Below are 12,301 nucleotides of genomic sequence, written 5' to 3' on the forward strand. Positions count from 1 at the left end.
ACGATTTTTTTCCTGCTGACTACACTGTTTTCATTCGCCTTTTTCCGGAGCATGGTTGCTGATGGCACAATCGCCACTTCCCCGGCACTCGGGCAATCCTTTTTTACCGGTTCACCTGTGTTTTTTTGCGGTTTTCCTTTTCTCAGCTTTTCTCACGGTTCATGAAGCACTGGAACTAAAAACCAGTTATGAGGACCGTCAGCGCGCGCAGCTGTCCGAGATCCAGAAAAATCTCGACAGTCAGTTTCAGGAAAGTGTTGATGAGTTGGTTTACTACGAGAAAATGCTCAGTTATGCCTTAGGGCATCCACTCGATTCCGATAATGCGCGTGAAGCAATAACACGCTTTCGCCATCTGCGTGTGCAGCCGCAATGGCAATTGCAGCTGAATAGCCCGCGCAGTATGCCGCTCAATGGGGTGAGCGATGCCTGGATGGCACGCGATTCGCTGTTACAGCGCGATCCAGCGCGTATTGACCAGGAAATTCGAGCGGCGCTGGAATTCAGCTTTATTATGCAGTTCAGTGATCCCGACCACGATTTTCATTCACGCTTCTGGTACATCTCACGCGCCGGGTTTTACATCAGTTCGCGGCCGCCGCAAAGCGCGCAGGAACTGGAGTTGAGTTACGCCACTATGGTGCAGCGTAACTATTTCCGCGCGCTTGCCCCGCCACAAACTCCCGCCAATCGCCTGCGCTGGACCAGCGGTTATCAGGGATTATTTAATGAAGGCCTGATGCTGACTCTCAGCACACCGATTATCAGCAATGGTTACTGGTATGGCGTATTGTCGATGGATTTCCCGCAGGCACGGATTCGCGATCTGATGGCGAAAACGCGCCATACGTTGTTGCAGGGCAATATGGTATTCCTGGACAGGAAAATGGATGAAATCGCCCGCCTGCATGCGCCGGATGAAGTTCCCCTCAACCCTGAACAACGGCAGCAATTATTAGGTCGGATGCAACACGAACCGAGTGGGATTCTGCGGCTTGGGACGAAATTTGCCAGCTGGAGCAAACTGGAAAATGTAGATGGTTATATTATCAATGTGCAAACTCTGAAGCAGGGGATGCAGCAGGAATTAGGGCGCGTTTCGTTGTTCCTGTTTGGCATGTGGATGTTGTTTGTGCTGTTGTTGGTGGTGGCGCATCAGGTGATTTTTCGCCTGGTAAGGCGTATGGACGATCTCTCTGCGCGCCTCACCTGGCGTGCGAACTATGATGGGTTAACCCGCCTGCTTAATCGCAATGCCTTCTTTGAACAATTCGTTGCTCAGGCAGCCCGTTGCCAGCAACAGGGACAGCCGATTTCGGTGATTCAGTTAGATGTTGACCACTTCAAAAAAGTGAATGACACCTGGGGGCATCACGCAGGTGACCAGGCGCTGATTCGCGTCGCCAGCGTCATCAGTCATACGCTGCGTAAATATGATAGCGCGGGGCGCATCGGCGGGGAGGAATTCTGCATTGTGCTGCCGGAAACCCGGCTTGAGGAAGCCTCTGCGGTCGCAGAACGTATCCGGGCACGGCTGGCGGCAAAAACCATCCTGGTTAATGCCAGCACCACTTTCAATATCACCTTATCCGCCGGGGTGACCAGCAGCGAGGAACAGGGCGATTACCACGCCGAGAGCCTGCAGGCCAGGGCTGACAGCAGGCTCTATCTGGCAAAAACCAGCGGGCGTAACCGCGTGTGCAGTAAAGATTAGACTTTACCGTCGTTATCCTCTTCCACTGCCTGATAAATCCGTTGCAGGATATCGGGAAATGCGGATTGCACGCGGCTCCAACTGGGGATAAAAGGTTTGTCATTCGGGCGTTCAATAAACGCCTGACCGGCGTCGAGAATCGCCTGGGTGAACATTTCCACCGCCGCTTCTTCGATATGCTGGTCGAACTTCAGGCCGTTCATGGTGGCTTCGTGGTTGTAGATTTCCATCATATCCAGCGCATTGCGGTAGTAGGTGGCTTTCAGCACCCGGAATGAATCGCTGGTCAGAGGAACCCCCATCGTTGCCAGTTTACGCAGCAGCGACTGCACAATGTCGTTACTCATGCGTTTCAATCCACCGGTACCATCCTCTTCCGACAACGGCTGATGCTTATGATCATAGTTATCGGCGATCTCAACCTGACAGCTCTGGCGGGTGGTGTAATTGCGATAAATCTCCGACAGCACCCCAATTTCCAGCCCCCAGTCACCGGGAATCTTGATGTTATTCAGCACATGGGTGCGCATGGCAAATTCGCCGGAGAGTGGATAGCGGAAGCTGGCGAGGTAATCGAGATACTCCGAATGGCCGTAGACTTTTTGTAATGAACGCAGCAACGGACCGACCAGCAGACGGCCAACACGCCCGTTCAGTTTGCCCCCCGCGACGCGCGCGTAAAAACCTTTACAGAACTCATACTGAAAAGCCGGGTTAGCCAGCGGATAGAGCAGACGGGCGAGCATGCTGCGTTCATAGGTGACGATATCGCAGTCGTGCAGGGCGACACAGCTGGTCCGGTCAGAGGCCAGGGTGTAACCGGTGCAGAACCACACGTTGCGGCCTTTGCCTGGCTGGCTGGGGGATAAGCCTTCTTTATCCAGCTCGGCATCCAGCGCCTTCAACCGTGGTCCGTCATTCCACAGAATCCGGTGGCGTTGCGGCAGGCGGGAAAAGAAGTCACGAGCAAACAGAAACTGATCGCGGTCGGCACGATCAAGCCCAATGACGATTTCATCGAGGTAGGGCACTTTCGCCAGTTCGTTGACGATATTATCCAGTGCCGGACCTTCCAGTTCGGAAAACAGCGACGGTAAAATCAGCCCCATTTTGCGTTTACGTGCAAAGCGCACCATCTCTTTTTCCAGCGATTCAACGCTGCGGTGGGTGAGATTATGAAAGTTAGTAATCACGCCATTCTGGTAAAAATCACTCATCGCCTCATCCTTCTGATTAGCTGTGCGGCCCGTTAATCGGGTTGGGCAAGAAAATAATCCAGACCTTCACGCCAGCCCTGCGGGCCAACATGTGCGGTGTGGTAGACGTTTTCATCATCATCGCGCTGCAGGATGACCGGCGTTTTACTGAATCCCTTAATCACCACGGCATAATCGACACCTTCCAGCATCGGCGCATCATTGGGACCATCGCCTAAACCAATGGTGATACGCGTCTGGCCTTCCTGGCGGGCAAGATGTTGTTGCAGACGTTGCAAGGCGATGCCTTTACCACTGCCCTGCGGCATGACATGCCAGAAACGTCCCCCCTGGGTTAACGCCAGCCCAAGTGGTGCCAGTGCGTCGCGAAATTCTTCAAGACGGGTGGGTTCATCGCGCCACAGCACGACTTCGGATGCCTCGCGCAACCGACTCTGTCGCGCTTCGGCAGGCGTCAGCCCGGTGAATTTCGCCACCTCCATGTCGCTGAAATCATGAAAGCCAGTGAAGTGAAATCTCCTCTGCAAGGTTTTCAGTTGCTGGCAGAGATCGAGATAGTCACGGCTCGGGTCTTCGGGCAGGGTTTGTTCACCGCCCCAGGCGAGACGGGCACCGTTTTCAGCGATAAAGGGTGCACCGGCAATGCCGAGTTTCTTCTGTAACGGGATAATCTCGGCAGCGGTTTTGCTGGAACAAATCACCAGCGGGATTTGATGTTGTTTCAGGCGCATCAGCCATTCGCTGGCAGCATCCCAGCGATAATCGTGATGGTCCAGCAGCGAACCATCGAGGTCGGTGACAATCAATAGCGGTTGGTCAAGACTGACCATCATCACACTCCTTACCCCCTCGGGTATGCGTAAAGCGAGGAATTATCAGTATAATAGCGTAATCGTGATCACAGTTTTTCGCCTGTCGGCGTGCAACGGGATTGAGAAAAATCCGAAAACGCAGTGATAGCAGAATTGTGCATGCTGGATGATTGTGCAGAAAAAAGGCAGCAAAGGCGCGGTGTTTTCGGTAACAACCTGCGTGGCAAGCGCGCATGGCGCTGCATCTCCAGTAAGTGCTGGCTCTTGTCTTATTCAGACCAGCGCGTAATCTGGCTGCTGTGTTAGAGATTTTCCTGGTGTAACGAATTTAACGCTTTATCTTTACCCGGCCTTCCCGCCGGGTATTTTTTTGCCGCGAAGGTTAGCGGTTGACTTCGGTGATGGTGTAATCGCGGATATCCAGTTCAAAGGCCTCCGCCAGCTCGGTATAGGAGTCAAAAGATTCACCCCCCACCTTTACGCGGTGCGCGTGCTCGGGTTCCATATACTCTTTCACCTCACCCGAGGTTTTTTCCTGAATAGCCTGAAGCAACGCTTCAACATCGATATTCACTTCACGCTGAACGTTATCGCTGTACTCTTTTGCAGTTGCCATCATCAGCCTCCTGAAAGGCGCAAGGGGTCTTAAAACAGTATAGACGGCAGGGAGAAATGGGCGGGCGGCTTATTGACAGGCAAAAAAAAGCCCGCGCTGCGCGGGCAAAAATCCTTGTTACTTTTAGGTTGACTGCGCCTTTGGGGTTGGTGCAGTGCTAAAAATTCTACGCGCTGAGGGCGTCAAAAGTCTCGCCACTAAACGTTAAGAAAGTGAAAATCCCTTACCGGGCACATCGTTAGTCGTTCTGACGTGCGAATCATCTGATGCTGATCGCGATCACGCAGTTGCCCATTTCTTCCGTTACACTGTGTCCGAGGCACTATTTCTGGAGAGTAATCAATGAAGGTCAATGACCGCGTGACGGTAAAGACAGACGGTGGTCCACGCCGAAGCGGGATAATCCTGGCGGTGGAACCCTTTAATGAAGGGGTGATGTATCTGGTGGCGCTGGAGGATTATCCGCTGGGTATCTGGTTCTTTAATGAAAGCGATCATGCGGAAGGGATATTTGTCGAGCCGTATGCAGGGGATTAATGAGTCGCACCCGTAGCGGCGCGATTTATCGCGCAGGTTTTACGACGCGGTGCAAGAGACCGCGCCGTAAAACCCGCCGCTACGGAATATGATTGATATCTAATGCTTAAAACGTTTCCCAATTATCATTACTGGTTGCTGCCAGCGCCGGGCGCGGACTAAACGCCTTCGGCAGTGCTGGTACAGACGATGTGGGCACCAGCAATCCCGGGCTGTCATTTAAACGAAATGCCGCCACGGCCTGCGTCAGTTTGCCCGCCTGATCTTCCAGCGATGCCGCCGCCGAAGAGGCTTCTTCCACCAGCGAGGCGTTCTGCTGCGTCACGTTATCCATCTCAGTCACAGCCAGACTCACCTGCTGGATGCCACGGCTCTGCTCATCTGAAGCGGCGGCAATTTCCGCCATAATATCGGTCACCCGACGTACCGCCTCAACAATCTCGCTCATGGTGGCACCCGCCGCGCCGACCTGGCTGGATCCATTGCTGATCAGATCAACCGACTCGCCAATCAGCGACTCAATCTCTTTCGCCGCCTGGGCGCTGCGCTGTGCCAGGCTGCGCACTTCGCTGGCGACCACAGCAAAACCGCGCCCCTGTTCACCGGCTCGCGCAGCTTCAACCGCAGCGTTCAGAGCCAGAATGTTGGTCTGGAAGGCGATGCTGTTGATCACATTGGTAATCTCAGCAATTTTCTTTGAGCTGCCGGAAATGTTGTTCATGGTTTTCACCACGCCGTTAACCAGCTCACCACCGCTGCGTGCTTTACCGGAAGCATCCGCTGCCAACTGGCTGGCATGATGGGCGTTTTCTGCGTTCTGCTTCACCGTGGCCGTCAGTTGTTCCATGCTGGCCGCCGTTTGCTCCAGCGCAGAAGCTTGTTCTTCGGTACGTGAGGAGAGGTCGGTATTACCGGCAGAGATTTCACTGGACCCCTGATAAATCGCCACAGCGCCTTCACGCACCGTTCCCACCGTGCGCACCAGTGAGGCCTGCATCAGTTGCAGATTATGCAGCAGGCTGCCAATCTCGCTGCGGCCCCAGTGCTGTTCCGGCGCGGTCAGGTCGCCCTGCGCGATGCGTTCAATGCGCGCCACGGATTGACGCAGCGGGTTAATCACCACGCGGCGCAGGAACAGGAAGGTCAGTAGCACCAGCACCAGCGCGGCGGCAAATGCCGCTGCCATCGCGATAAAACCGATGCGGGATTGATGTGCGGCCATGGCGTTAATGGCATCTGCCCGGTCGGTGCGAATCTTAATCGCCTTCAGTAACACCGCGTTATACGCATCATCCAGCTTGCGCGTTACGTCGGTTTCCTGCGCGATAATTCCTTCAAAGCTGCCTTGCTTTGCCGAGTCGATCATCGGCTTCAGTCCTTTATCGATATAGGCATTGAAGCGTTCGGTTAGCGGTGCATCCAGTGCCAGGTCTTCTGCGGTTTTGGTTTTACGGTCCATATACAGTTTGAAGCCAGCACGAGCCTGTTCAATGCGCTGCTCGGTGCGCGCCAGATCGGCACGGTAGCCATCCATCTCACCAATACGTGCTGCCGCGCCGGACTGGATCACATTCAGACGGGCGGTGCGTAAGTGGTTGGAACTGTTGGAAATCCCCATGCGGATTTGAATTTCATCCGTGGCGTCATTCAGCGACGTATTGCTTTGAATCAGAAAGTAGCTGGCGAGTCCAATGCACAGGGCAAAAAGCAGCAGAATGCCACCAAAGATCATGCTGAAAAGAGGCATCAGGCGCAGGTTCTGCCAGATGCTGAGCTTATGTTGCTCATCAATCGATGCTGTTTTCATATCCTTGCTCTCAGTTAGGTAGGTGTGCTGAAGCTAACATCGGCAAGGCAGGAGAAAGGATTAGATGGCAGAGTGGGATCTGCATCGCAAAACGGATAAAACGCATAAAAGGGCTAATCCGCTGATTAGCCCTTATTTTTACCGTGTGAAATTATCGCACGTTGACATAGATGCCAGAAGTAACATTATCCGTCAGACGCACAACATGGTAAATAACCTGTTTATTGTGGGTCTTAATTTTGCGTTTAATATTACCTTTGTGTGACGAAACTGTTTTCGCCTTAATTTGCATCTTATCTGAAATCTGAATGGTGTCGTGGCCTGACATCCACATTTTCAGCATGTTCGATTCCGTCTGACTTAATGTCAGAGGGTGAATATCAAGTCCAGCTGAAATTCGCGGCGCTGCATTGAGTTTCTTTTGCAGGTAGGTGCCAAGTAAGGAGTCCAGGGTCGATGTTTTAATCGATTTTGACGTAATAATCAGGTTCTTACGAACGTAGAGATATTCCTCAAAATGGATGTTTGAAATCGCCATGAAGATGAAAAATAAGGTGTCAGGGTGCTGCATGATAATACCGCGAATACGATCACTGGAATCGGATTCATGAATGAAACACTCTTCGTTAATAAATACCACTCCGGGTTTTAGCTGTTCACAGCGTTGCTGCAATTGCTCGATATCCGACACGGAAGTAATATTTTTCTTTTTAACTCCTTTTGCAGACATATAGTCCGATAATCCCAGGCGTGTGTAGTTGCATGAATCCATAATAATCGTTGGCATGTTAGCGACCCTCACCAAATTTGTTATCCGTTTAAATCAACGATGAATTACGCGTTTGCGGTACGAGAGAGATTTCCAAAGACACTTTTTTATTCTGCTCAGCAGTCTGGCGACTCGTATGCCATAATGACTCTTCCCTGACCCGTCCTGCGAAGTTTGTTGTGTTACTTCACGTCACTCTTGTCCCCGCGATAGTGGGAATCGCCGGGAAGTTGCCTTAAGTACTTAGATCGCACTGTTTTTGCGAGCCATGTCACTATCGCGCATGTCACAGACAAATCTGATAGGACAAATCTTAAAAACATTTGAATTGCGAAAGTGTGACGCTTCAGCGAGTGTTGACAATGCCGTAAAAAAAGAATTCTTACAAGAAAAATCGCTGTTAAATTTTTTTTGTTCAAAAACAATCTTTTGGGCATTTTCTCAACGAATCCACACGTTTAGGCATCGTAGGATTCGTCTGACTAAAATACTTGAAGCGTCGTTTAATAAGAATAATTTTCACCATAAATGCGCATTTATCAGAATATCCTCAGTTGATTTCTGAGAAATATGGTTCGAAAAATGCACAAATAGATTTTGAATCCTTAACTATCACTTAAGAACGGCTACAGAATCGTTAATCATCCTTGCCGGGAGAGTTCTGACATGAACTGAGCGAGCAAATCAAAGACTTCGCTGAAGAGATGTTCGCAGAAGGGGGCGAGCAGAGGCATCATCAGACCCAGGCTGAGGATACCCACAGATAAGGTTATCGGGAAGCCCACCACGAAAATTGATAACTGTGGTGTAACACGGTTTAACAAACCCAGGGCCATGTTGATCGTGAGGAGCAGAACTATCAAAGGCAGCGCTAACATCATGCCGTTAAGGAAAATTAATCCTGCTGCCTTCACCAGCGCCATAAAAGCGTTGGCGTTAAGGGGGTGATCGCTGATCGGCATAGTGTGAAAACTATCGACCAGCATCGAGATCAACCACAAATGACCGTTAAAAGTCAGGAACAGCAGCATCGCCAGCATATCAAGGATACGCGCCAGTACCGGCATATTGAGGCGACTGGCGGGATCAAAGAACGTCGCGAACGACAGCCCCATCTGCAAACCAATCACTTCACCCGCCATGCGCACCGCACCAAAGGCAAACTGCATGGTCAGACCGAGGCCGACACCAATCAATATTTGCTGCAGCAGCAGCCAGAAACCGGCAGCGCTAAACAGCGTAACGTTAACTGAGGGCAGCAGCGGCATCAAAATCCAGGTGGTGAGCACTGCCAGGCCAATTTTGACGCGGTTAGGAATGCTTTTTTCACTCAAAACCGGTGCGCTGGCAAACAGTGCCAGCAAACGCACCATCGGCCAGAAAAACTGGCTGACCCAGTGGACCAGTTGGCTGCTGTCGAGGGTAACCATTAACCGATGATATAGGGCAGGTTGCTGAACAGGTTGCGCATGTAATCCAGGATCAGATTCAGCATCCACGGGCCAGCAATTACGGCGGTGGCGGCAACGGCGAGAATTTTAGGGATAAACGACAGCGTTTGTTCGTTAATCTGCGTAGCGGCCTGCAACACGCTGATGATCAATCCGCTGACCAGCGCCACCAGCAACATCGGGGCGGCCATCATCAGCGCGATACGCATCGCTTCCTGTCCCATTACCATTACCGATTCGGGTGTCATGTTGCGCTCCTGTGTTGAGAAAAGTGGCGAACGACGCCACTCAGGAATAGAAACTTTGTGCCAGTGAACCCACCAGCAATTGCCAGCCATCCACCAGCACGAACAGCATCAGTTTGAACGGCAGCGAAATCGAGGCCGGTGGCACCATCATCATCCCCAGCGCCATCAGCACGCTGGCAACCACCAGGTCGATAATCAGGAAGGGGATAAAGACTGAGAAACCAATCTGGAAGGCCGTTTTTAGCTCGCTGGTCACATAGGCGGGCAGCAGGATACGCATCGGCACGGCTTCCGGTCCCTGAATCGGTGGCGTGTTAGCCAGACGGGCAAACAAGGCGAGGTCGGCTTCGCGGGTTTGACGCAGCATAAAGTCACGCAGCGGTTGCGCACCTTTATCAATGGCGACATCCATGCTGATCTTGTCCTGACTGAACGGCAGATAAGCATCGGTATAAATTTTGTCGAAGGTCGGCGCCATGATGAAGAAGGTCAGAAACAACGCCAGACCGACCAGCACCTGGTTCGGCGGGGCTGACGGCGTCCCCAGAGCGTTGCGCAACAAACCAAACACAATAATGATGCGGGTGAAACTGGTCATCATCAGCAACACTGCCGGAAGAAACGACAGGGAGGTGATAAATACCAGCGTCTGCACCGGCAGCGACCAACTCTGGCCGCCGTTTGCCAGCGGATGGCTTACCAGACCTGGCAGTTGCGCATGGGCAACCGGTGCCAGCAACAGCAGTGGCAGAAGGGGAAGCAATCGACGCATCATTGGGGTTTTCCGGGGCGTTTAACTAAAGTCTGTAGCAGCTGACGAAAATCCTGCGCGGGCGCCGGGGCAGCAGAAAGCTCTTCCGGTGCAATCGGCGGCAGGCTGTGCAGATGGGTAATTTGCTGCGCGGTCACGCCAAGTACCAGACGGGCATCCGCGGTATCGACAATCACCACCCGCTCCTGCTTGCCGACCAGTACGCTGGCGCTGACTTTCAGCGCCTGACCGTTGACCGTTTTCGGCGCAAAACCGAGGCGGCGTGCCAGCCAACCGCAGGCGAGGATCAGCAGGATAATCACTGCCAGCACGCTGCTGACCTGGCCTACCACCGAACTGGTTGAAACCACCGGTTCGCTATGGATTACCGGCTGACCGGTTTGCGCATCTTTTAACATTATTAGCGGCTCAGACGACGCATACGTTCGGATGGGGTGATGATGTCAGTGATGCGCACGCCATATTTGTCGTTGACCACGACGACTTCACCTTGGGCAATCAGGTAGCCGTTGATCAGGATATCCAGCGGTTCACCGGCCAGTCCATCCAGCGCCACCACTGACCCCTGGGTCAGACGCAGCAGCTCTTTAATGGTCATCTTGGTGCGACCCAGTTCCACAGTCAGTTTGACCGGGATATCCATGATCAGATCGATGTCCTGCAATGAACCGCTGGCCGCACCGCTTTCGAGCGATTTGAACACGCCATCGCTTTGCTCCGGCGCACTGGTTGCCGCCTGCTCGTTCATTGCTGCAGCCCACAGATCGTCCGCGGAGATGTCGTCATCGGACGGTTTCTTGCTGTCACTCATTGGGCTGTTCCTCATTCAGCGAATTCAAAATCGGGTTAATCAGGTGCTCAACACGCAGCGCATACTGGCCATTTAACGTGCCGTACTGGCTGGTCAGCACCGGTACGCCATCTACGTGTGCGATGATGCGATCCGGCTTCTCAATGGGCAGGACGTCACCAGGTTTCAGTTGCAAAATACGTGACAGACGCAGCGATACATCGGCGAAGTGGGCAATCAGCTCCAGCTCCGAGTGCTGCACCTGTTTCACCAGATTGTCACGCCAGTGGTTATCTTCCTGACGGGAGTTTTCCAGCGGGGGATTGACCAGCAGCTCGCGCAGCGGCTCAATCATTGAAAACGGAATACAGATGTTGAATTCACCCACCAGGTTTCCAATTTCCACCTGGAACGGGGTATTCACCACGATGTCGTTCGGTGAAGTGGTGATATTGGTGAACTTCACCTGCATCTCGGAACGGACATATTCCACATCCAGCGGATAAATCGCTTTCCATGCATCGCTGTAACCTTCCAGCGCCAGCTTCAGCATGCGGCGGATTACGCGCTGCTCGGTATGGGTAAATTCGCGGCCTTCCACTTTGGTCGGAAAGCGGCCATCACCACCGAACAGGTTATCCACGGCGATAAACACCAGACTCGGCGAGAACACCACCAGCGCGGTACCGCGCAGCGGTTTCAGGTGGATCAGGTTCAGGTTGGTCGGCACCGGCAGGTTGCGGGCAAACTCATGGTACGGCTGAATCTTGATCGCCCCAACGCTGATATCCGGGCTGCGACGCAGCAGGTTAAACAGCGCCATACGAAAGTGACGGGCAAAACGCTCATTGATGATCTCCAGTGCCTGCAAACGCTCGCGTACCACGCGGCGCTGGGTATTGGGATCATAGGGACGAATATCACCATCGCCCCCGGTGGAACTCTTCTCTACTTCCGCGCTGTCACTGTCGCCATTGAGCAGCGCGTCAATCTCAGCCTGGGAGAGAATGCTATCGCCCATTAAATCACCTCAAAATGAAGGCGGTAAACAGCACGTCACTGACCACCTGCGGAGGTTGACCCTTTACCAGCGGCGGTGACAGCACCTGTTTGATTTGATCAACCAGGGCCTGTTTGCCTTGCTCCGATGCCAGTGAACTTGCGCTCTGGCGGGAAAGCAGCAACAGCAGGCGGCTGCGCACTTCCGGCAGGTAGTCATTCAGCCGACGACGGGTATCCTCATCGGGCAGACGCAGCGTAAAGCCCACGTACAGCACACGGTCAGGATCGTTGTCAGGATTGACCAGGTTAACCGTAAAAGTATCCATTGCAAAAAATACGGGGGCGGGTGGCGGCTCAACTTTCGCCACTTCCGGCTTACCGCCCTCGTGTTTATTCATCATTCGCCAGACTGCATAGCCTGCCACGCTGCAAGCGGCCAGCGTCACAATCAGTAACACCGGAATTAATATTGAACGTTTGCGGCCTTTAGCTTTCGCGTTATCAGACATGTTTGCAGTTACTTCCTGTGAATTATGGGCAAGCCTTTCGGCTCGCCTGGACAGATT

Annotated in this window: 14 protein-coding genes; 2 read left to right on the forward strand and 12 right to left on the reverse strand. The window is 52.9% G+C overall.

Going from position 1 to position 12,301, the window contains the following annotated elements:
• Positions 1-61 precede the first annotated feature (61 nt).
• A complete protein-coding gene (gene dgcQ, locus RCF31_RS01300) occupies positions 62-1,714 on the forward strand; it encodes a cellulose biosynthesis regulator diguanylate cyclase DgcQ (RefSeq protein ID WP_416412226.1) in 1,653 nt (550 codons plus the stop codon).
• On the opposite strand, the gene RCF31_RS01305 is transcribed toward dgcQ, so the two are convergent.
• The 3 genes from RCF31_RS01305 to RCF31_RS01315 all read right to left on the reverse strand — a co-directional run bounded on the left by RCF31_RS01305 (position 1,711) and on the right by RCF31_RS01315 (position 4,359).
• Entirely contained in the window at positions 1,711-2,931 is a 1,221-nt protein-coding gene (locus RCF31_RS01305; RefSeq protein WP_208715474.1) for a glycosyl transferase, read from the reverse strand. The two genes, dgcQ and RCF31_RS01305, sit on opposite strands and share 4 nt — an antisense overlap.
• 32 nt (positions 2,932-2,963) lie before the next feature.
• The gene (locus RCF31_RS01310) at positions 2,964-3,761 is read right to left on the reverse strand and encodes a mannosyl-3-phosphoglycerate phosphatase-related protein (RefSeq protein WP_416413189.1); all 798 of its coding nucleotides are present in this window, start codon (positions 3,759-3,761) and stop codon (positions 2,964-2,966) included.
• Between the two features lie 364 nt (positions 3,762-4,125).
• Positions 4,126-4,359 (reverse strand): DUF2525 domain-containing protein, encoded by a 234-nt coding sequence (locus tag RCF31_RS01315; RefSeq protein ID WP_084875628.1) that lies wholly within the window; start codon positions 4,357-4,359, stop codon positions 4,126-4,128.
• A gap of 342 nt (positions 4,360-4,701) precedes the next feature.
• Between RCF31_RS01315 and dsrB the strand changes: the two genes are divergently transcribed.
• Positions 4,702-4,896: a protein DsrB gene (gene dsrB / locus RCF31_RS01320; protein WP_416412227.1), complete on the forward strand. Its 195-nt coding sequence runs from the start codon at positions 4,702-4,704 to the stop codon at positions 4,894-4,896.
• 106 nt (positions 4,897-5,002) lie between these two features.
• Here dsrB and RCF31_RS01325 read toward each other — a convergent pair whose 3' ends face one another.
• From RCF31_RS01325 to fliL, 9 genes are all read right to left on the reverse strand, one after another.
• On the reverse strand, positions 5,003-6,703 hold the full coding sequence (locus RCF31_RS01325) for a methyl-accepting chemotaxis protein (RefSeq protein ID WP_416412228.1): 1,701 nt from the start codon (positions 6,701-6,703) through the stop codon (positions 5,003-5,005).
• 151 nt (positions 6,704-6,854) lie between these two features.
• Positions 6,855-7,490 carry a transcriptional regulator RcsA gene (gene rcsA, locus RCF31_RS01330; protein ID WP_013509559.1) on the reverse strand — a complete coding sequence of 212 codons (636 nt, stop codon included), beginning with the start codon at positions 7,488-7,490 and terminating at the stop codon, positions 6,855-6,857.
• Positions 7,491-8,113: 623 nt separating this feature from the next.
• Entirely contained in the window at positions 8,114-8,902 is a 789-nt protein-coding gene (gene fliR / locus RCF31_RS01335) for a flagellar biosynthetic protein FliR (protein WP_416412229.1), read from the reverse strand.
• Positions 8,902-9,171 (reverse strand): flagellar biosynthesis protein FliQ, encoded by a 270-nt coding sequence (gene fliQ, locus RCF31_RS01340; RefSeq protein WP_299449568.1) that lies wholly within the window; start codon positions 9,169-9,171, stop codon positions 8,902-8,904. Before fliQ ends, fliR begins: the two co-directional genes overlap by 1 nt.
• 40 nt (positions 9,172-9,211) lie before the next feature.
• On the reverse strand, positions 9,212-9,943 hold the full coding sequence (gene fliP, locus RCF31_RS01345; protein WP_084878493.1) for a flagellar type III secretion system pore protein FliP: 732 nt from the start codon (positions 9,941-9,943) through the stop codon (positions 9,212-9,214).
• On the reverse strand, positions 9,943-10,341 hold the full coding sequence (gene fliO / locus RCF31_RS01350) for a flagellar biosynthetic protein FliO (protein WP_416412230.1): 399 nt from the start codon (positions 10,339-10,341) through the stop codon (positions 9,943-9,945). The genes fliP and fliO overlap by 1 nt, the downstream gene beginning before the upstream one ends.
• Positions 10,342-10,343: 2 nt before the next feature.
• Positions 10,344-10,754 carry a flagellar motor switch protein FliN gene (fliN, locus tag RCF31_RS01355; protein ID WP_084875614.1) on the reverse strand — a complete coding sequence of 137 codons (411 nt, stop codon included), beginning with the start codon at positions 10,752-10,754 and terminating at the stop codon, positions 10,344-10,346.
• A complete protein-coding gene (gene fliM, locus RCF31_RS01360) occupies positions 10,747-11,754 on the reverse strand; it encodes a flagellar motor switch protein FliM (RefSeq protein WP_013509553.1) in 1,008 nt (335 codons plus the stop codon). The genes fliN and fliM overlap by 8 nt, the downstream gene beginning before the upstream one ends.
• A gap of 4 nt (positions 11,755-11,758) precedes the next feature.
• A complete protein-coding gene (fliL, locus tag RCF31_RS01365; protein WP_416412231.1) occupies positions 11,759-12,244 on the reverse strand; it encodes a flagellar basal body-associated protein FliL in 486 nt (161 codons plus the stop codon).
• Positions 12,245-12,301 lie beyond the last annotated feature (57 nt).

This window comes from Pantoea sp. App145 (assembly GCF_047947045.1).
GTDB lineage: Bacteria > Pseudomonadota > Gammaproteobacteria > Enterobacterales > Enterobacteriaceae > Pantoea.

Excerpts from the sequence above, each read along its gene's own strand:
- dgcQ (WP_416412226.1), top strand. The coding sequence starts at position 62 with ATGGCACAATCGCCACTTCCCCGGCACTCGGGCAATCCTTTTTTACCG.
- RCF31_RS01305 (WP_208715474.1), bottom strand. The coding sequence starts at position 2,931 with ATGAGTGATTTTTACCAGAATGGCGTGATTACTAACTTTCATAATCTC.
- RCF31_RS01310 (WP_416413189.1), bottom strand. The coding sequence starts at position 3,761 with ATGGTCAGTCTTGACCAACCGCTATTGATTGTCACCGACCTCGATGGT.
- RCF31_RS01315 (WP_084875628.1), bottom strand. The coding sequence starts at position 4,359 with ATGGCAACTGCAAAAGAGTACAGCGATAACGTTCAGCGTGAAGTGAAT.
- dsrB (WP_416412227.1), top strand. The coding sequence starts at position 4,702 with ATGAAGGTCAATGACCGCGTGACGGTAAAGACAGACGGTGGTCCACGC.
- RCF31_RS01325 (WP_416412228.1), bottom strand. The coding sequence starts at position 6,703 with ATGAAAACAGCATCGATTGATGAGCAACATAAGCTCAGCATCTGGCAG.
- rcsA (WP_013509559.1), bottom strand. The coding sequence starts at position 7,490 with ATGCCAACGATTATTATGGATTCATGCAACTACACACGCCTGGGATTA.
- fliR (WP_416412229.1), bottom strand. The coding sequence starts at position 8,902 with ATGGTTACCCTCGACAGCAGCCAACTGGTCCACTGGGTCAGCCAGTTT.
- fliQ (WP_299449568.1), bottom strand. The coding sequence starts at position 9,171 with ATGACACCCGAATCGGTAATGGTAATGGGACAGGAAGCGATGCGTATC.
- fliP (WP_084878493.1), bottom strand. The coding sequence starts at position 9,943 with ATGCGTCGATTGCTTCCCCTTCTGCCACTGCTGTTGCTGGCACCGGTT.
- fliO (WP_416412230.1), bottom strand. The coding sequence starts at position 10,341 with ATGTTAAAAGATGCGCAAACCGGTCAGCCGGTAATCCATAGCGAACCG.
- fliN (WP_084875614.1), bottom strand. The coding sequence starts at position 10,754 with ATGAGTGACAGCAAGAAACCGTCCGATGACGACATCTCCGCGGACGAT.
- fliM (WP_013509553.1), bottom strand. The coding sequence starts at position 11,754 with ATGGGCGATAGCATTCTCTCCCAGGCTGAGATTGACGCGCTGCTCAAT.
- fliL (WP_416412231.1), bottom strand. The coding sequence starts at position 12,244 with ATGTCTGATAACGCGAAAGCTAAAGGCCGCAAACGTTCAATATTAATT.